The organism is Anabaena sp. PCC 7938 (assembly GCF_049315035.1).
Taxonomy (GTDB): Bacteria; Cyanobacteriota; Cyanobacteriia; order Cyanobacteriales; family Nostocaceae; genus Anabaena; species Anabaena cylindrica.
In genome coordinates, this window is the sequence record NZ_CP186034.1 from 3,403,419 (window position 1) to 3,422,285 (window position 18,867).

Sequence of the window (18,867 nt, forward strand, 5' to 3'; positions counted from 1 at the left end):
TTATGAATAATACAGAAGCTGCTCTGAGAAATGAAGTTAGAGAACTTGCAGAAGAAGCATTTCATCGGAAGCTAATTTCTGGATATGGAGATGGGCCAGAGATTGATGAATATCAAATCGTTTATCAAGGAAAACCCAGACATATATCACTAGAACAAGCTCGTCTTTTTTTGATAGACTTGCTTTATAGACATGAAATTTATTAATTTGTCATTAGCGATTGAAAAGAGGATTTATCAATTAGACTAAACTATCCGCACTGGATATTAAAGCAAATTATGATTGCCAAAATTGAAAATTTAGATCATCATTAGCCACAACAACCGCAGCAGCAAAATTATCTGCTGGAACTAGTTCCTTTAAACCCCAATCTCCCGATACAAGCAATTGAGCCGATTCTGAGGGTGTTAAATCAATCTCAACCTGTTCCAGCTGAACTAAACCATCACCAGTTGCTTTTAAATAAGCTTCTTTGCAAGTCCAGTAACGAAAAAATACCTGTTGTTGTTGTTCGGGAGAGAGTAATTTAATTACCTCATATTCTTTTGGTAAAAAGAAGCGTTTAGCAAGACTTTCTAAATCCGACATAGGGCGAATATATTCCAAATCTACCCCAATTAATCGCTGGTAAGTTACTCCACACAAACCCAAATCTTGAGAATGTGACAAGTTAAAAAATACCCTACTATCGGCAAACTTAGCTGCTAAAGTAGGCTTTCCACGTTGTTGATAATCAAACTCTACTTGTGAGGGGTTTACACTTAAATACCGTCCTAAAATAGCGCGAAGACTACCGCGACCAACAATAAACCGCTGACGATGTTCAGGAAAATAAAACCGTTCAGCGCGAGCGATCTCTTCACTAGATAGAGTTTCTCGGAAAGATTGTATCTGTGATTCTGGTTGGTTGAGGTTTATTTTCCAGATATGCACATGATCTGCTGACAAAATTAAATTTTTAGGAGCAGGTAGCCAAATATGATTAAACGTAGTCATTCGTGATTGTATTTATTCTCTGCTTATTTACTATCTCAGCACTCAGCATTTAGCACTTCTAACTCATTACTATGTCTATCTCCTATCCACTGTAAAATGCGATTCCAAGCCCACCATTGATCAGAGTCTTGGGATTGACGTTGACACTTTTTACTACTTATATAACCTACGTGACCACCGTAGGAGGTAAGTAACAAATCTATGGCAGGGTTTTTAGAGCTAGCTGCTTTTAGATCGGGAACAATGTCAGGATCAAATAATGGATCATCTGCCGCGTAAAGAATTAAAGTTGGTTTTGATAATTTAGGTAACAGATGTAAACCGCTGCTGGCCTCATAATATGCTTCTACAGAGTCAAAACCCAAACGTGCGATTACCAGTTCTTGATCAAATCCCCAAATGCTGTTGGCGCGGTTAATAGCATCTGCATCAAAGTAGCCAGGATGAGTATTATGAAGTTTCCAAGCGAGGTTTTTTAATTCTCTAGCGATGCGTGGTTCTACGTACTTACCAAAGGGTGTAGTGATTAGGTAAGTGAGCGATCGCAATGAATCCAAACTTGGACAAATTACCGCCCCCCCAGCAATGTCACTTTCTTTAATTCCTAAATCTCCGCTTCTAGTCAAATCTACAGCTGCTTTCAGCCCCCACAACGCCAATTGCCCCCCTAATGAATATCCCGTAAACCAAAACTTTTTAGGACAGCCCATAGCCGCAGCAGCAGCCGCAATGTGGACAAAATCTTCTCCTTCATACAACCCATCCGAAGTGAGAGTTGGAGATAATTCCGCTGTCTTCCCATGCGCCCGCCAATCAAATAACACCACAGCATACCCTTGAGCGTAGGCTTTTCGTCCCAATAGGCGCAAAAACCACTGCTGATCCAACTCTCCTGTAATGCCATACGTGCCAACAATTGTGCTATGAGCATTTTTGGGGATAGCGACCCAACCAAAAATTGGCACACCCTGCCCACCTGTGAAGATTACTTTCTGATAAAGTGGCTCTGGATGTAGAGTAGTACTTTGCCAATTACGTCCTCCCCATAAGGCGGTGTAAGCAGTCATGGCCACACCATTTCGCAAAAAATGAGGCGGATTGTAGGTAGAGTCACACATCATAGATAAAATTTCGCGTAAATTGATCTTGATTTCGTAGTCCTTTAATCTTAATATTTATGTTAGATTTCAAATCTTTTAATAATCAAAATAATAATCTTTGCATATAACAAAGGTTCTTATTTATCCTTAAATAAGTAGTCATAATTTTTTAAGAATGCCGAGGATTCTTGTCATAGACGATGACCCAGCGATCTCAGAACTCGTTGCTGTCAACTTAGAAATGGCTGGCTATGATGTTAGTCAAGCTGAAGACGGCATTAAAGGTCAGGCGCTGGCCCTCCAGCTGCAACCCGACTTGATCATGCTCGATCTCATGTTACCCAGAGTAGATGGATTTACCATTTGCCAACGCTTACGTCGGGATGAGCGCACGGCTGAAATTCCTGTCTTGATGTTGACGGCGTTAAGCCAAACTCAATATAAAGTTGAAGGTTTCAATGCTGGCGCAGATGACTACTTGACCAAGCCTTTTGAAGTAGAAGAAATGTTAGCGCGAGTGCGGGCTTTGTTGCGTCGGACTGACCGCATTCCCCAAGCAGCCAAGCACAGTGAGATTCTCAACTATGGGCCTCTTACCCTCGTTCCAGAAAGATTTGAGGCCATTTGGTTCAATGACACTGTGAAATTGACTCATTTGGAATTTGAGCTACTTCATTGCTTGCTTCAGCGCCACGGTCAGACAGTTTCCCCTAGCGAAATCCTCAGAGAAGTTTGGGGTTACGATCCTGATGATGACATTGAAACAATTCGGGTGCATATTCGCCACTTAAGGACTAAGCTCGAACCAGATCCTCGTCATCCTCGCTATATTAAGACGGTATATGGTGCGGGATACTGTCTGGAGTTACCCAGTCTACCACCGTCTCATGAGGGAACTGCCGCTACAGTAGTTGAGTAACATTTAACGAAATCTACCTCATCATCGTAGGGGCGTGAAAATTGCGCCCCTGCTTTGTCATGATTAGCAAGTGATTAAATTCGCACTTTATTTACAGGATGATGCTGAATAATCGCTCTCACTCTACACCAGAAATGCAATTCTCTCTAATTTATGTTGCATCAGATTCATCTGGTGCTTCACCAATTGTCTGCTGTGCTGCGTGACGGATATGAAGAATACGAACTGTAGAAACTTCCTTTCCGTCTATAATTGTGAAAATTATCCTGTATGCGTTGCGTCCTTTTCCATAAATTATCTGACGCATTTCTTGACTCAAATAATCATTTTCTCTAGCTAAAGAACATCGCTTTGGCATTTGTGATAAAGACTCAATTAATCTTAATAAATCTGCATACCACTGGTTTGCTTTTTCAGGAGAAGTTATTTGAGACACTGTAAAAATGCTTTGTCTGCTTCTGCTTCTGCTGTGCTAGAGATTTCAATACGGTATTTCATGAATCTGCTGGCAGGTTATACTTATGACGCTGCTCGTTAGCAAAATCATCAAAGGAACGAAAACGACCAGTTTCAAAGTCTTCTAACCCTTGCTGGATAGCTTTAATAGCTGCTTCTGAGTCTTGTAATTCCCAGTCTAGGATATTCTCCAGCAATTCAGCCGCAACAAAACTAATATCTTGTCCTTGCTGTGCTGCTTTCTCTCGCAGTCGAGCTTCTAATTCTGGACTCAGGGAAACAACTATCGCCATAACCGTATATTTTGGGAAAGGTTTCTAGATATTATTGTATATCAAATGATGCGTTAGCGTTTGCGTAGCGTCTGTAAGTCTAAAAACTTAATTATTATCAGCTAAACTAAGAATATCACCTGAAGATATAAAACACCATGTCTAACCATTCCTCAGTTATAAGTGTGTCTCCTGAAATCATGAGTGGTACTCCTGTTTTTACTGGGACAAGAGTTCCTATACAAACACTTTTAGATTATTTGACAGCAGGAGATTCAATAGATAATTTTTTAGATGGTTTTCCCACGGTTACTAGAGAGCAAGTAATTACATTTCTAGAGGAAGCAGGAAAACAAATGATTAGTAAGGTAGCTTAGGATGAAACTGGTTCTAGATGAATGTATTGACCGCAAGTTAGCTAAAGAATTTGTAGGTTATGAAGTCAAAACAGTTCCTCAAATGGGATGGGCGGGAACTAAAAATGGTAAACTACTGGCTTTAGTAGAAAAAGAATTTGATGTTTTTATTACGGTTGATAGGAATTTATCTTTTCAGCAAAATTTGTCTCAGTTCAATATTGCTGTAGTTGTTTTACAAGCATCTTCTAATAGATTAATGGACATTAAACCTTTAGTTCCAAAGATTTTAGATATTTTATCTACAGTAGTGAAAGGTCAAGCTGTAGTTGTTAGTCTTGAATGATAAGGATATCGCTCTCACTTTACATCAGAAATGCGTTAGCAAAGATTACCAAAGGTATCGCTCTCACTCTACACCAGAAATGCGTAGATAACTGCACCAAATATATCGCTCTTTTATCTATATTAATTAGAAATGTACTTTGGTTGAAAATTAGTTTAATATTGATAGTTAGAAGTATACAAAATTATTATGGATGCTTTAATTGAAGAACTAAATACAAAGTTAAGTTACTGGAAACCTGCTGTAGCAGAACAAGTTCGCCATTGTATTCTAGAAATCATCGAAATGGCAGATCAGGATGTTTTAGATATTCTCAGAACCCGTACAGTAGAGCAGGAAGTTTTGGATTTGTTAGATGAACCCTAAACTTGGTGAAATTTGGCTTGCTGATTTGGGTATAGCAGCAAAAACACGCCCAATTGTGATTGTATCCCGTAATGACCCAGACCCACCATGAGCTTTGGTTATTTATGTACCACTAACTACCCAAAATCGGGGAAGTTTTTATGAGGTTGCACTACCTCGACTACAATTTCTTGAACGAGATTTTATAGCGAATGTTCAAGGTATTGGATCTATTCCAACGGTAAGACTAGAGCGAAAATTAGGCAAGTTCCCAGAAGAAGTTATGCTAGAAATTCAGCAAGCGATTAAATTCGCACTTGATTTACAAGATGATGCTGAATAATCGCACTCACTCTACATCAAAAATGCGATCGCACTCACTCTACATCAGAAATGCGTTAGCGAAGCGCACCGAAGGTATCGCTCCTAAATCTACACCAGAAATGCGATCACTGTTTACTCTATATCCATAAAATGCGTTAGCGAAGCTTACCGAAGGTATCGCTCCTCACTCTACATCAATAATGCGATCGCTCTCAGTCTACATCAGAAATGCGATATTACCCGATAATTAAAGCTGTGAATTTAACCACCCTAAAAAATCTCCCGTCTTGACAAAATATCTTATACCTCTTTCCTGCAATATTCCTTTAATCTCTTTTGTACCAAAGTCGTCAGAATTTCCACTTAAAAAAACTTTTTGATTACTTAAAGATGTTTTGGCATGATCAAGAATACAATGTAAAATTAAATTGTCTGTAGGATCATTAATAAGTAAATTTTCTAGACTTTTACTGAGTATATCTGGTTTTAATTGTATTAATTCTACAGAATTTTTAGCCCATTCTAAAACATCAAAAAGACGAGTATTAATCTCATTTATTCTCTCATTATTTTTAATAATTGCTTGTTCTAAATATCGTTTAATTTCTCTAGAGTATTGAGAGTTAACATCTCCTTTGAGTTTTCTTACTTCATCCTGTAAATTATCACTAAACCAATTACTTCTGTTTCGCTCTTTTTTTAATACACAAAGAGATTCCATACAACAAATTGCAGGAGTTACTATTTTAATTCTTGTTGTTACTTCAGGATATTGGAGATTTACTAAATTCTCAGTATCTTGATCTTGGTTTTTCGCAAAATCAATAAAAAAATTAGTTTCTATGTAAAGCGTAATCATTAAATTTACTAACTTTTAGTGTGTTGCATCATAAATTTTCTTTACAAAACCTATCTGGGTTAGTTCTTCTGATTTTGGAGGATTATCTGTTTTCCAGTTATCAGCTAAATCTCTTAACCATCCTTCAACTAATGTTTCTAAATAATATTCAAAAATCCTCTTTTTATGACTAAATTCTGGATCATATTCAGACAAAACTTCATGAGTTGGGAAAGTGTAGACATCTTCTAACTTTTCCCCATCCCATCGAAAAAATTTAATTTCTTCACGGGTAGCTGTCATAGCATAAGGAATTATCACTCTATTGTGTTCATACTCAAACTTGAGAATATCTTCAACCTTTCCGGTAATGTCTTCTACAATATCTCTAGCTCTAACTTTTGATACTAACAGTTTCTGTCCATTTTTATCCCAAGCTGTAATATCTGATAGTTCTATTGTTGTGCCACTCAGTTTTGTAGTGTCCATTTTTTTTATCCTTGTGACATTGAAGGTTATAATATTTTAATTATAAATGATAAGCGTAGGTGTAGCCCATCGTAGATATCGCACTCACTCTACATCAGATAATGCGATAGCGAAGCTTACAGAAGGTATCGCTCTTACCCTACACCAGAAATAAGATCGCTATTCACTCTACATCCATAAAATGCGATCGCTTTCAACTCTACATTAAATGAGATCGCTCTCTATTAATTGAAAATACTTATTAGTATAATTCCTTTTTAAGTAATCTTTTAATTTTGAATTAGGCATCTTCTCTACAATCTCTTGAACTGTGTTAGCCGCTGTATTACAAGCCCATTTAGCGGCATGATGTGTACTAATCAATTCCAATAAAGGTAAAGGACAATCTTTATTTGTACCAGCAGGATCTTTGTAAGTGCTTGGTTCACGAAAAATATTTAGTCCTGATTGCTTTAGCTTTTCTACAAGCTTCCTCTTTGAAGAAGGGGAATCATCACCATCAAGGTCTAAATCATATTCATCTTGGGGCTTAAGATGAACTAACTCATTACGCAATTTGAATAGATTAACAAAATTTTGGTAAGTTTTAGTACCTAATTTTGGTGGTTCACCTGAAATAGCTATATAAGTTACCAACAGCTTGAGTTGTATTTGTCCGTTAGATTTCTCAACTGTAGTTAATAGTGCTGCAAGTTTTTTTGCAAAATCCTCTGGTTCTTCTTCTGGTGTTGTATATGCTGTAGCTAGTTCCGGTAATTCATTTATAAATGCCTCAATTGACATAGCTGAAAATAAAATAGCCGGAATTGCATCAGTTATTCCGCTGTCGTGAAACTTAGAATTCACGTAGTAGTAATTTTTTGCTTGATTGTGCAGAGGACCAGCATTTAGATGGAATCGAGTTACTATGTTGTCCATAATCTCCTTAAAGTAAACTAATCATACACTCACCCCTGTTCCTTATAGTACACAAATACGCGATCAGTCTAACCTGTGACTAACAAATTTTTACCTAAGAAACAGCAAATTCCGTATATTTCCGAATCTCAGGCGCTTTAAAACCTAAAATAATATGTGATTTTGGTATTCCCGCAGCAACCAAATCATTAGCAATACCCTCCTCAGTGCCATCATGTTGAATCCAAACCTTACCATCAATTAAATCAAGATGTAATAAAGTTCCATATATCCGATAACCATTTTCCCAACCAGTTTCTACTAATAAATAACGATCATTATTTTCATCTAACACCAATTCAACTTTCACCTGTTCATCATTGCCAAGAAAATCAGCATATTCTTCGAGAATTTTCTGAATAATTTGACGATATTGAATAGTCAAGGAATGCATTTAAGTTTAAGATTGCAATAAACGAGTAAACCCTTCTTGCTCAAAATGTTTATCAGTGGTTAAAGCTTCCCTAATTCCTTTCTTCCGCATCAACACAAAACTGATAGCATCACACAAAGAATATGTTTTATCTTGTCGAACTAACAATAAATCCATTGCTTCCCGATGCAAAATTTCATCAACCCAAATCATCTCTACATTTGGATTTTCCATTAATTCCAACGAATACATTAACACCGTTGAACGCGGAAAACGTCGAACTAATGTCAAAGCTATCAACTCAGCGAGAACATAGTTATGTGTGATAAAACGACCGTTATAATTAGAAATTAACCCAACTGCTGTTTTGTGTTGAGCTTCATCTTGATGGAGAAAACAGAGCAACCCTGATGTATCAAGTAACACGATTATAATTTATACCTTATAAGTCATTATCATAAGCCTTAGCCAGATCAGCATCAATGCTTTCATTATCTGTACCTGTAGCGTAACCCAGACTAATTACACCAGCATAGCCAAGCAAACGCTGACGTGCTTCTTCAGCATCGGATTTAGGACTAACTGACAAACTATACTGACGACTTAGGGAAGCAGCAACTAATTCTGCTACTGAAAGTCCCACAGCACTAGCTTGTTGCTGCAAAACTGTATAAACGTCATCGTTCAGTTCCAGGGTTAATAGTTGGCTCACAATTGTTAAGCTACCTTAAATAACGTTCAAGTAATTATAGCTTTTTCTACTTGAGAACCCAGAAAAATAAAGCATAATTAACCTTTATAACCATTAACCAACACAGAAAAATCACTATGAACACACAACCTATCCGCGTCGGAGTCTTAGGTTTTGGCGGACTCGGCCAAGCAGCCGCAAAACTCCTTTCCAGCAAACAGGAAATGATCTTAGTTGCAGCCGCAGACCAAAAAGGCTATGCTTACTACACCGAAGGCTTAAACACCGATGCTTGCATCACCACCTACCGAAAACAGGGTACAGTGGGTTATTTAGAACCAGTTGGGACATTAAGCAATAACAGTATTCAAGATTTAATTCAAGCCACAGGTGACGCTGTAGATGGTTATTTCCTGGCTTTACCTAATCTTCCTAACGACTTTATCCCCAACGTTGCTAAACAATTCATTCAAACCGGTTGGAAAGGTGTGCTAGTGGATGCTATTAAACGCACCAGTGCAGTAGAACAACTTTTAGGAATGAAAGATGAACTGCAAGCAGCAGGAATTACTTACATGACAGGCTGTGGTGCTACCCCTGGACTATTAACCGCTGCTGCTGCTTTAGCCGCCCAAAGTTACGCCGAAATTCACAATGTAGTAATTACCTTTGGTGTGGGAATTGCTAACTGGGAAGCTTACCGCGCCACGGTTCGGGAAGATATAGGCCATATGCCTGGTTATAGTGTAGAAACAGCTAGGGCTATGACTGACGCAGAGGTAGAAGCATTACTAGATAAAACCAACGGCGTATTAACCTTGGAAAATATGGAACACGCTGATGATGTGATGTTAGAAATAGCGGGAATTTGTTCACGGGATAGAGTCACTGTTGGTGGTGTAGTGGATACCCGCAACCCCAAAAAGCCCTTGAGTACCAATGTGAAAATTACCGGACGCACTTTTGAGGGGAAAATTTCTACTCACACCTTTACTTTAGGCGATGAAACCAGTATGGCTGCTAATGTGTGCGGTCCTGCTTTTGGTTATCTCAAAGCTGGTCAAGAATTACATCAACGAGGCATTTCTGGCTTATTCACCGCTGCGGAAATTATGCCTAAGTTTGTAAAATAGGTGATTCCTAAGTTGGTGGAATTTCTGAGGAATAAGATTCGACAACTTCTTCCTCAAATAAAACTGGTGGTGCTTGAATTACAAAAGGCAGTTCAGCACCCACCAAACCTCTTTGAATGCGTTCTGAGGTTTCATTGAAAATCACAAATAGAGGATAAATAGTATTAGCACCATCACTTAAAATATGACTGTGACGGGGGTGCATTAACCATTCATAGTCCTTGTCTAACCAAACTTGAGATTGTCGCCAACGTCTCAATAAGTCGGAAAAGTCTTCGTGAGGACGATGAATAAAGAGTAATATTTCCGCGCCGGTTTTGATTTTCCATTCTGGGTCACACATCAAAATGGCGATATCACAGGGTAAACATAAAGTCTGTGAGGTTTTAGTCTCGATATCACGGAGACGGACTATGGGTAAAGGGATAGTGATGACACTTTCAGCAGGACGACGCAGACTCGGAATCATTTCTAAATAGGGACGGTGTTGTTTGAGGAGTGCGATCGCAGCTACATGATTACTATACTCCGCCAAACTACTTTCATAAAAAGATTTTTGTACAGACATAATTTTTTAGTTATTTCAGTTATCAATTATTTCAGTTATCAGTTTGTTTCCTGTTCACTGATAACTGACTTCTTAGCCCAGGGTTTCAAATACCTTAAACATAGGCAGATACATTGCCAACAAAATTGTACCAACCATACCCCCAAGAACTACAATCATTAGAGGTTCCAAAACGCTGGTTAGTGCTTTAACTGCTTGTTCTACTTCATCTTCATAGAAATCGGCAACTTTCATCAACATAGCATCTAATTCCCCAGTTTCTTCTCCGATACTCATCATCTGAATTGCCATAGCGGGAAAAACTGCATCTTTTTGCAAAGCAGTACTAATCATACCTCCTTGTTGAACATCTAAACGGGCTGCATCTATGGCATTAGCAACCACTTGATTTCCTGATGTATCCCGCACGATTTCCAAGCAAGTTAGAATTGGTACTCCTGAACGAGTTAGAGAACCAAAAGTCCGACTAAAACGAGCTACTGCCGATTTTTGAATCAAGTCACCAAACAAAGGTACTTTTAAAGAAAGACGGTCAATATTTTCCTTGCCAATACGGGTTTTGTAATACTGTTTATAAACAAACGATAATGCCATAAAAGCACCGATGATCGCTAAAGACCACCAACTTCGGAGTATTTTACTACAGGTCATCAAAAATTGTGTTAAAGGAGGTAATTCTACTCCTATATCGTCAAAAATGTTGGCAAAAATGGGAATCAGAAAAACAGTCATACCCACAAAGATAGCAGTAGCTAAAAAACCTACTACTACAGGATAAGATAGTGCTGATTTAATTTGGTTTTGTAATCGAGCTACATCTTCTAATAATTTGGCTAGGCGATTTAATACTTCATCAAGTACACCGCCTATTTCTCCTGCTTGAACCATACTGACATACAAACCATCAAAACAGTCAGGATGTTTACGCATGGAATCTGAAAGATTAACTCCAGTTTGAACATCGGCGCAAATCTCAATCAGAGCTTGTTTAAGTTTAGGATTACTACACTGTTCAGAAAGTACCCCTAATCCTCTGACAATAGCTACACCTGCATTTACTAAAGCAGCAAATTGACGGGAAAAAACAGCTTTATCTTTAACAGAAACTTTCACTAAAGAATTCTGAAATTTTTTAAAATCAAGGATTGAAGCCAAGCTTTGAGATTCTTTTAACTCTTGAACAACAAAACCTTTATTCCTGAGATCAGTCCGAGCATCTGTTAAGGAATCAGCAACAAATTTCTCTGTGCGAGATTTTCCTTCAGAGTCACGAATACGAGCGAGATAAGTTGGCATAGATTTGGTGATTGGTGATTGGTGATTGGTGATTGGTGATTGGTGATTGGTGATTGGTGATTGGTGATTGGTGATTGGTAATTGGTAATTGGTAATTGGTGATTGGTAAACTTTCTTCTGCTGCCTGTTCCCAGTCCCCAATCCCCAGTCACCAATTTTAACGAGTTCTAGCAGCAGTACCAGGTTTTGCACCAGCACCAGCAGGTGCTGTTGTACCAATTAGACGTTGAACTTCATCGGGTTTAGAAGTTTTAGACATAGCTGCTTCAAAGGAGATAGCTCCAGATTTGTATAAATCAGCTAAGACTTTTTCTAGAGTTTGCATTCCCAATTTACCGCCAGTTTGGATAGCTGAATAAATTTGTGCAGTTTTACCTTCACGAATTAGGTTGGAAATAGCAGGAGTAATAATCATAATTTCTTGAGCCATGATTCGACCATATTCACCTGGCTTAGGATTTTTCTTGGGTACTAAAGTTTGGCTAAAAACTGCTACTAAAGAGTTGGATAACTGTACCCGCACTTGGGTTTGTCTTTCATGAGGGAAAACGTCAATCATCCGGTCAACGGTTTGTGCGGCTGAACTGGTGTGCAGCGTTCCAAATACTAAGTGTCCGGTTTCCGCTGCGGAAATAGCCAAAGAAATTGTTTCCAAATCACGCATTTCTCCTACCAGAATAATATCTGGATCTTCCCGGAGGGCGGCTTTTAAGGCATTAGCAAAGCTTTTAGTATCTTCACCTAGTTGGCGTTGGTGAACTAAGCTTTTTACTGGTTCGTAAACAAATTCTACGGGGTCTTCTACTGTTAATATATGTTCTGCTCTAGTGCGATTAATGAGATCAATCATTGCGGCTAGAGTAGTAGTTTTACCGGAACCTGTCGGCCCGGTGACGAGAATTAATCCTCTGGGCTTTTCAGACATTTCCCGGACAACATCTGGTAGACCTAATTTTTCAAAGTTAGGAATTTTAGAACTTAATGCTCGCAAACAAGCTGCATAAGCACCACGTTCTTTGTAGACATTCACCCGGAAGCGAGCTAATCCTTTGACACCATAGGAACAATCCAATTCCCAGGTTTGTTCTAAGGTTTTTCGCTGGGTATTGTTGAGCATACTAAAAATCAATCTTTGACATTCATCTGCGGTTAGTATGTGATCTCCAATGGGAGTCAAATGACCACTGACGCGGAAGTAGGGAGGCAAACCTGCTGATAAGTGCAGATCCGAGCCACCCATATCAATTAGCTGCTCCATCAAGTCTTCAATCATCATTTCCATAGTTTTTCTCCAATTTAAAATTCAAAATTCTCAATCAAATAACTAAGTAAATCAATGCTAAGAAATTAAAGGTTTTGAAACTATATCTTTCCTCCTGCCTCCTGAACATTAATCTTGAAAACGAGGTGTCATACAGTAAGGACAATCTAGCCATTCTTGTTGTAGTGTGGCATCACAAGTTTTACAGGTGAGACCGCTCTTGCGTTTTGCTTTCAATTCAGCTTCCAAACCTGTATCAGTGAATGTCACTCGATCAACTTCTTCTAGAGTGGTGGCACCTTGACGTACTAAATCGAGACTGTAGGCGAGTAAGGTTTTCATACCTTCTTCTACTGCTACTTCTTTAATGCGTTCTGTGGGTGCATCTTCGTTGATGAGAGTTTGGAGGGTTTCGGTGATCCGCATGACTTCATAAACACCAACACGTCCCTTGTAGCCAACACCATTACATTTTTGGCAAAGCTGATTTTTGCTTTGAGCTTCTGCGATCGCTTCTGGAAGTAGTGAGTTAGCTTTATAAAAGGTTATGCCCACATCTGTAGAAGCTGATAACCCATAACGAGCGAGTTCTTCGGTAGTGGGAGTATAGGGAATCCGACACTCTGAACAGACGCGACGGACTAGACGTTGTGCTAACACACCAATTAGGGAACTGGAAACCATGAATGGTTCGATTTCCATTTCTCCCAAACGAGCGATCGCACCAGGAGCATCATTTGTGTGTAAGGTAGTTAAAACCAAGTGACCTGTCAAAGCCGCTTCAATCGCTGTTTTCGCCGTTTCTTTATCCCGTGTTTCACCCACCAATAACACATCAGGATCTTGTCGTAAGAAGGCTCTTAAAGCTGTTGAAAAATCTAGTCCTTTTTCTCGTATTACCTGTACTTGCGTAATCCCTGGCAAACTGTACTCAATCGGGTCTTCTACAGTACTGATATTAATCCCCGGATCATTCTTTTCTGCCAATGCCGAATACAACGAAGTCGTTTTACCAGAACCAGTCGGACCTGTCACCAAAATCAACCCGAAAGGCCTACTGACCATATCCTGGACAATATGCAAAGTCTCTGGATCGGTAATTAACTTATCCAATCCCAGTTGAGTTGATGAGTTATCCAAAATCCGTAGTACCACCTTTTCCCCATAACGACTGGGTAACGTATTGACGCGGAAGTCTACTTTCCTGCCTTCAAACAATCTGCGAATGCGTCCATCTTGGGGTAAGCGTCTCTCAGCGATATCTAAATTAGCAATGATTTTAAATCGGGCTGTCACCGCCAAAATAATTTTTTTGGGCATAGCGGGAAAAGCTTCACGCAGCACCCCATCTTTACGGAAGCGAATTCTTAAGTTTTCCTCTTGTGGTTCGATGTGAATATCCGAAACACCTTCATGCAAAGCTTTGAACAGGATTCTGTTGACAAGTTTGATAATAGGTGCATCTTCAGCATCCTTAATTGATGCGTTTATGTCCGCATCCTTATCCTCAGCGACTTCTTCATCATTCAGATTTTCGATATCTACTAAATCTTGACCAACATCTGTAAACTTTTCTTGTTCGAGTTGCTTTTGTTTAACAGCAAACTCATCTAAGTATTGGTTAATCAGTTGTTGGTAATCTTCCTGAGTAATTACCATCCTCTGTAAGGACAAATTTTGGTTACGCAAAATCCGGTTGAGGTCATCAGATGCCTCTAGATTATCCGGATCGACCATTGCCACTAACACATAAGGCGGGGTTTTTTCATCGTGTCTCGACAGAGGTACTAGACGATGACGACGACAGATATCCACTGGAATCAAGGTTTCAATCAATTGACTCACCATCAGGTCGCCAATTTGATTAACTTCAGGATCTAGGAATTCAACACCGTATAGTATTTTGAGTTCAAATAAATGTTGTTTTTTGTATTCCCTGAGAAATTCAGGTGATAGTTGTTGCCCAGTGATTGACTCTAGTACATCTGTCAACATTTTGCCAGACTTGCGGCTTTCAATCAGCGCCTGCTTCATCTGTTCACTGTTGATATAGCCAGATTGTACTAGCTTGTTGCCGAAGGGCGAAAACTCTGTTCTTGTAGTTAGAGCGGTGCTACGCCGTTGTGGTGACGAGTAAGTCATAAGCAATCTCGCAGGGAAATTTCTTATTTAAGTATTCCCACACTGTAGTCAATTATTCTCATAGTGGCTGTATTAAATTCCAGTTTAAAATTTTTCTTCTTAAAAATTTTTATTTTCAGCACGATTATAGGTACCGATGCGCCTTTTGTTGCGTGGCTAGGCTAAAACTGCTTAAGTATCACACTCAATCTCTCTTGTAGGGTGTGTCAAACTTAATAAGTTGGTTAGTATCAACAGATTTTGGACATCTGACGCACCTGCTTGTATGCCAGTTGCATAAGTCCTGGCAGCTTTTAGATTACCATGCTTGTAATTAGTTAAAAAACTGACTTATGATCAGGAACGCAGGCGATTAATTACCGCTCATTTGTTTCCCATTTGTCCAAATAAGATAATAGTGACATCACTTTTAGGAAAATTCGGTGGTTAAATTAGCCGCTGTTGTCAGTCCTAAACAGTAACTGTTGCAATATGTGTCCTTCAGACTTTAGATTAAAAAGACAAAATCTAAAAGCTATTACAGCGCAACGGCAGTTTCGACTATGAAATAAAACCAAAACCAAAAATCCTGAAATCGAAAACCAAATCTATGTCTTTAGATAGAGACTAAATCTGGAATCCCCATCCGCAATCCACAATTGCTTGACGCTCTGCCGTAAAAAGCATCTGGGATGAGTAGGCAATGATAGAAGAAAATAAACAAGTAAACAATACAAACCAGCAATTGGGTCAACCAATAGAGGTAAAGCAAGCAATGAAGAGCGACTCCCCAACCGAAAATAACCATAACGAATCTGGCAGCGATGTGACTGAGCAAATGGCGACCCAAAATAATATACCGGGAGAACCTACACTCGCCGAAGAAAATAACGTCGCTGCGGCAGAAAAAATAGAAGTGGATACGCCAGCTTTAGCAGAATTGGCTCAACAACTTGAGTCCATGAAAACGCAACTAGAAGATCGTAGTAATCAATATATGCGGATTGCCGCAGATTTTGAAAATTACCGCAAACGCACCTCCAAAGAAAAAGAAGACATGGAGATGCAGATGAAGCGAAATACAATTATGGAATTGTTGCCTGTTGTTGATAATTTTGAGCGGGCGCGATCGCACCTCAAGCCACAATCTGAAGGTGAAATGACAATTCACAAAAGTTATCAAGGAGTTTATAAACAATTAGTAGATTGTCTCAAACGCTTAGGTGTCTCACCAATGCGGCCTGAAGGTGAAGAATTTGATCCTAATTTGCACGAAGCAGTAATGCGGGAACCTACTAATGAACATCCAGAAGGTACAGTATTAGAGGAGTTAGTACGCGGATATTATTTGGGAGAACGTGTACTGCGCCATGCAATGGTGAAAGTGGCAGCTCCTAGAGAAGATACACCTACAGAGCAAGAAGATGAATCGAATCAAGAAAATAGTTAAACTTTATTCGCTCGTCGTGCTGACTGAAAAGTTCTAGATTCTCGCAAGGTTCAGAATCGCGTTTCTGGAGAAAAGGCGGGCTATTGACCTTGTATAGGTTGATCAGCCCCCTCCGGCAGTGTTTCTCATCAAAGACTCGGTAGCAGACATCGATGTAATTCTATGTATTAATACTGCTATAGTAGTAATTAAAATTTACACAGAAATTTTCTGGGGTTTCCAGCCCTGAGTAAAAACGATAGTCGGCGAAAAATCACGGTAAAAGCACTCAATCAAGAATACTGTCAGTATGGGAAAAGTTATTGGGATCGACTTAGGCACTACTAATAGTTGCGTTGCTATTGTCGAAGGTGGCCAACCAATAGTGATTGCTAATTCCGAAGGGGGACGCACTACTCCTAGTATCGTCGGATTTGGCAAGAGTGGCGACCTTTTAGTTGGTCAGCTGGCTAAACGACAATCCATCACTAATGCCGAAAATACAATTTATAGTATCAAAAGATTTATTGGTCGTCGTTGGGATGATACTGGATTAGAACGCGATCGCGTACCCTATAACTGTGTCAAAGGTCGAGATGATACCGTTGACGTGCAGATTCGCGGTCGTAATTACACACCCCAAGAAATATCTGCCATGATCCTGCAAAAACTCAAACAGGAGGCAGAAAATTTTTTAGGTGAAGAAGTCACTCAAGCCGTGATTACTGTACCAGCATATTTTACAGATGCCCAAAGACAAGCAACTAAAGATGCTGGCACAATTGCTGGCTTAGAAGTTTTACGGATCATCAACGAACCAACCGCAGCAGCTTTAGCCTTTGGTTTAGACAAGCAAGACCAAGAACAACTGATTTTAGTATTCGACTTGGGAGGTGGAACTTTTGATGTCTCTATCCTGCAACTGGGAGATGGAGTTTTTGAAGTTAAAGCCACTAGTGGTAACAATCAACTAGGTGGAGACGACTTTGACAATTGTCTTGTCCTCTGGATGGTAGAGCAATTTAAAGAACAAGAGAAGATCGATATTGCTAAAGATAAAATGGCACTGCAACGTTTGCGGGAAGCAGCGGAAAAGGCCAAAATTGAACTTTCCAGCATGGTAAGTACCTCAATTAACTTGCCATTTATCACTGCTGATGAAACAGGGCCTAAGCATCTGGAGATGGAACTGAGTCGTTCTAAATTTGAAGAACTCACAGCACATTTAATTGCAGCTACCATCGAACCAATGATCCAAGCTCTCAAAGATGCAGACCTCAAACCACAAGATATCGATCGCATTATCTTAGTAGGTGGTTCTACCCGCGTTCCCGCAGTTCTCAATGCTGTAATCAAGTTCTACAATGGCAAAACGCCTGATCGCTCTGTCAACCCTGATGAAGCTGTAGCACTAGGCGCAGCAGTTCAAGCGGGGGTTTTAGGTGGGGAAGTCGATACCCTGTTACTTCTAGATGTCACTCCCTTATCTTTAGGACTAGAAACCCTTGGGGAAGTATTCACTAAAATCATTGAACGTAATACCACCATTCCCACGAGTAAATCCCAAGTCTTTTCTACCGCAGTTGATGGTCAAAATTCCGTGGAAATACACGTTCTTCAAGGAGAACGAGCTATGGCGCGAGATAACAAAACTCTTGGTAAGTTTCTCTTAGCCGGTATTCCTCCTGCTCCTCGTGGTGTACCACAAATTGAGGTAGCTTTTGACATAGATGTTAACGGCATTCTCAAAGTTGCTGCCCAGGACAAAGGTACAGGCAGAGAACAAAGTATTCGCATTACTAATACAGGTGGTTTAAGTCAAACCGAAGTCGAAAGAATGCGGCAACAAGCTGAATTATTTGCCGAAGAAGACAAAAAACGCAAAGAACTGATTGAACTGAAAAACCAAGCAGATAACCTGTTGGCAAGTTACACGTCTACGTTAAAGGAGAATAGTGAATTAATTGGTGAAAAAGTTAAAGCTTCGGCACAGGAGAAATTTACCAAACTCCAAGCGGCCATGAGTGACCCTGCTATCACGGCAGTTACCTTTAGCCCCATCTTAGAGGAATTTAAACAAACTCTGTTTGCGATCGGTGCAGATGTTTATAAACGAGCTAGTAGCTCAACAGACACAACCCCAGAATTACAGGAGGAGGAAAAAGAGCGTACTGATATTTCCGTAACTTTAATAGAGGAAAGTGCTATGACTGAGACAGCAATACCACAATTCAATTTTGATTTTGATGAGGATAATACGGCTTCGGCTGATTACGAAGCGATAGACTAGTGAATAGGTAAACGGTAAGGATAAAAGTTTTTTCTATTACCAATTACCAGTTCCCAAAATTTTTAATATCTAGGCAACATGGTTTTATATCTCCAAGGTTTGCTAAATTGTAGGAGCAAATTGTAGGGGAATAAAATTCCTCATATTACAGATGCAACTAAAAGTATATGGTGGTTTTCCACACTAAATAGTACGGCTAGTTCCTCTGTCTGCTGAGGCTAGTTTGACCAGTCTAAATAGCACAATTGTAAAAGAGACAGCCTTATACAGTGAAAATTGTGTGGCTTTATTAACAAAAATTAAGTAT

General features: G+C 39.4%; 24 protein-coding genes. 10 read left to right on the forward strand and 14 right to left on the reverse strand.

Going from position 1 to position 18,867, the window contains the following annotated elements:
- The first annotated feature begins 2 nt into the window (after positions 1-2).
- Positions 3-206, forward strand: coding sequence for a hypothetical protein (locus ACOWPH_RS15690; protein WP_015216310.1), 204 nt, complete (start codon positions 3-5; stop codon positions 204-206).
- A gap of 70 nt (positions 207-276) precedes the next feature.
- Here ACOWPH_RS15690 and hetI read toward each other — a convergent pair whose 3' ends face one another.
- Both hetI and ACOWPH_RS15700 read right to left on the reverse strand, forming a co-directional pair.
- Complete coding sequence (hetI, locus tag ACOWPH_RS15695; protein ID WP_015216311.1) at positions 277-996, reverse strand: 4'-phosphopantetheinyl transferase HetI; 720 nt, start codon at positions 994-996, stop codon at positions 277-279.
- A 35-nt stretch (positions 997-1,031) separates the two neighbouring features.
- Positions 1,032-2,117 (reverse strand): YheT family hydrolase, encoded by a 1,086-nt coding sequence (locus ACOWPH_RS15700; RefSeq protein WP_015216312.1) that lies wholly within the window; start codon positions 2,115-2,117, stop codon positions 1,032-1,034.
- Positions 2,118-2,271: 154 nt separating this feature from the next.
- Between ACOWPH_RS15700 and ACOWPH_RS15705 the strand changes: the two genes are divergently transcribed.
- Complete coding sequence (locus tag ACOWPH_RS15705; protein WP_015216313.1) at positions 2,272-3,015, forward strand: response regulator transcription factor; 744 nt, start codon at positions 2,272-2,274, stop codon at positions 3,013-3,015.
- Positions 3,016-3,166: 151 nt separating this feature from the next.
- On the opposite strand, the gene ACOWPH_RS15710 is transcribed toward ACOWPH_RS15705, so the two are convergent.
- Positions 3,167-3,451, reverse strand: coding sequence for a type II toxin-antitoxin system RelE/ParE family toxin (locus tag ACOWPH_RS15710; protein ID WP_015216314.1), 285 nt, complete (start codon positions 3,449-3,451; stop codon positions 3,167-3,169).
- A gap of 58 nt (positions 3,452-3,509) precedes the next feature.
- Positions 3,510-3,764: a hypothetical protein gene (locus ACOWPH_RS15715; protein ID WP_015216315.1), complete on the reverse strand. Its 255-nt coding sequence runs from the start codon at positions 3,762-3,764 to the stop codon at positions 3,510-3,512.
- A gap of 137 nt (positions 3,765-3,901) precedes the next feature.
- Here ACOWPH_RS15715 and ACOWPH_RS15720 point away from each other — a divergent pair, with 137 nt between their 5' ends.
- The 5 genes from ACOWPH_RS15720 to ACOWPH_RS15740 all read left to right on the forward strand — a co-directional run bounded on the left by ACOWPH_RS15720 (position 3,902) and on the right by ACOWPH_RS15740 (position 5,263).
- Positions 3,902-4,120 (forward strand): DUF433 domain-containing protein, encoded by a 219-nt coding sequence (locus tag ACOWPH_RS15720; protein WP_015216316.1) that lies wholly within the window; start codon positions 3,902-3,904, stop codon positions 4,118-4,120.
- A gap of 1 nt (position 4,121) precedes the next feature.
- Complete coding sequence (locus tag ACOWPH_RS15725) at positions 4,122-4,445, forward strand: DUF5615 family PIN-like protein (RefSeq protein ID WP_015216317.1); 324 nt, start codon at positions 4,122-4,124, stop codon at positions 4,443-4,445.
- A 189-nt stretch (positions 4,446-4,634) separates the two neighbouring features.
- Positions 4,635-4,811, forward strand: coding sequence for a hypothetical protein (locus tag ACOWPH_RS15730; protein ID WP_015216318.1), 177 nt, complete (start codon positions 4,635-4,637; stop codon positions 4,809-4,811).
- A gap of 94 nt (positions 4,812-4,905) precedes the next feature.
- Positions 4,906-5,133 carry a type II toxin-antitoxin system PemK/MazF family toxin gene (locus tag ACOWPH_RS15735; protein WP_242043126.1) on the forward strand — a complete coding sequence of 76 codons (228 nt, stop codon included), beginning with the start codon at positions 4,906-4,908 and terminating at the stop codon, positions 5,131-5,133.
- Positions 5,120-5,263: a hypothetical protein gene (locus tag ACOWPH_RS15740; protein ID WP_171815810.1), complete on the forward strand. Its 144-nt coding sequence runs from the start codon at positions 5,120-5,122 to the stop codon at positions 5,261-5,263. The genes ACOWPH_RS15735 and ACOWPH_RS15740 overlap by 14 nt, the downstream gene beginning before the upstream one ends.
- Before the next feature lie 98 nt (positions 5,264-5,361).
- Here the strand turns inward: ACOWPH_RS15740 and ACOWPH_RS15745 are convergent, their stop codons facing one another.
- The 6 genes from ACOWPH_RS15745 to ACOWPH_RS15770 all read right to left on the reverse strand — a co-directional run bounded on the left by ACOWPH_RS15745 (position 5,362) and on the right by ACOWPH_RS15770 (position 8,483).
- The gene (locus tag ACOWPH_RS15745) at positions 5,362-5,973 is read right to left on the reverse strand and encodes a PIN domain-containing protein (RefSeq protein ID WP_015216319.1); all 612 of its coding nucleotides are present in this window, start codon (positions 5,971-5,973) and stop codon (positions 5,362-5,364) included.
- Positions 5,974-5,988: 15 nt separating this feature from the next.
- The gene (locus tag ACOWPH_RS15750; RefSeq protein WP_015216320.1) at positions 5,989-6,441 is read right to left on the reverse strand and encodes a hypothetical protein; all 453 of its coding nucleotides are present in this window, start codon (positions 6,439-6,441) and stop codon (positions 5,989-5,991) included.
- A gap of 204 nt (positions 6,442-6,645) precedes the next feature.
- On the reverse strand, positions 6,646-7,359 hold the full coding sequence (locus tag ACOWPH_RS15755; RefSeq protein WP_015216321.1) for a hypothetical protein: 714 nt from the start codon (positions 7,357-7,359) through the stop codon (positions 6,646-6,648).
- A 94-nt stretch (positions 7,360-7,453) separates the two neighbouring features.
- A complete protein-coding gene (locus ACOWPH_RS15760) occupies positions 7,454-7,792 on the reverse strand; it encodes a XisI protein (RefSeq protein WP_015216322.1) in 339 nt (112 codons plus the stop codon).
- A 6-nt stretch (positions 7,793-7,798) separates the two neighbouring features.
- The gene (locus ACOWPH_RS15765; RefSeq protein WP_015216323.1) at positions 7,799-8,197 is read right to left on the reverse strand and encodes a type II toxin-antitoxin system VapC family toxin; all 399 of its coding nucleotides are present in this window, start codon (positions 8,195-8,197) and stop codon (positions 7,799-7,801) included.
- A 16-nt stretch (positions 8,198-8,213) separates the two neighbouring features.
- Positions 8,214-8,483: a hypothetical protein gene (locus tag ACOWPH_RS15770; RefSeq protein WP_015216324.1), complete on the reverse strand. Its 270-nt coding sequence runs from the start codon at positions 8,481-8,483 to the stop codon at positions 8,214-8,216.
- Positions 8,484-8,599: 116 nt separating this feature from the next.
- Here ACOWPH_RS15770 and bioU point away from each other — a divergent pair, with 116 nt between their 5' ends.
- Entirely contained in the window at positions 8,600-9,595 is a 996-nt protein-coding gene (bioU, locus tag ACOWPH_RS15775; RefSeq protein ID WP_015216325.1) for a (S)-8-amino-7-oxononanoate synthase BioU, read from the forward strand.
- Between the two features lie 7 nt (positions 9,596-9,602).
- On the opposite strand, the gene ACOWPH_RS15780 is transcribed toward bioU, so the two are convergent.
- The 4 genes from ACOWPH_RS15780 to ACOWPH_RS15795 all read right to left on the reverse strand — a co-directional run bounded on the left by ACOWPH_RS15780 (position 9,603) and on the right by ACOWPH_RS15795 (position 14,862).
- Positions 9,603-10,163, reverse strand: a complete 561-nt coding sequence (locus tag ACOWPH_RS15780; RefSeq protein WP_015216326.1) for a hypothetical protein — start codon at positions 10,161-10,163, stop codon at positions 9,603-9,605.
- Positions 10,164-10,235: 72 nt separating this feature from the next.
- Positions 10,236-11,459, reverse strand: coding sequence for a type II secretion system F family protein (locus tag ACOWPH_RS15785; RefSeq protein WP_015216327.1), 1,224 nt, complete (start codon positions 11,457-11,459; stop codon positions 10,236-10,238).
- Positions 11,460-11,616: 157 nt separating this feature from the next.
- Complete coding sequence (locus tag ACOWPH_RS15790; RefSeq protein ID WP_015216328.1) at positions 11,617-12,741, reverse strand: type IV pilus twitching motility protein PilT; 1,125 nt, start codon at positions 12,739-12,741, stop codon at positions 11,617-11,619.
- A 108-nt stretch (positions 12,742-12,849) separates the two neighbouring features.
- On the reverse strand, positions 12,850-14,862 hold the full coding sequence (locus ACOWPH_RS15795) for a GspE/PulE family protein (RefSeq protein WP_015216329.1): 2,013 nt from the start codon (positions 14,860-14,862) through the stop codon (positions 12,850-12,852).
- A 682-nt stretch (positions 14,863-15,544) separates the two neighbouring features.
- On the opposite strand from ACOWPH_RS15795, the gene grpE reads away from it, so the two are divergent.
- Positions 15,545-16,291 (forward strand): nucleotide exchange factor GrpE, encoded by a 747-nt coding sequence (gene grpE / locus ACOWPH_RS15800; protein WP_015216330.1) that lies wholly within the window; start codon positions 15,545-15,547, stop codon positions 16,289-16,291.
- 289 nt (positions 16,292-16,580) lie between these two features.
- Complete coding sequence (gene dnaK / locus ACOWPH_RS15805) at positions 16,581-18,560, forward strand: molecular chaperone DnaK (RefSeq protein ID WP_015216331.1); 1,980 nt, start codon at positions 16,581-16,583, stop codon at positions 18,558-18,560.
- Positions 18,561-18,867 lie beyond the last annotated feature (307 nt).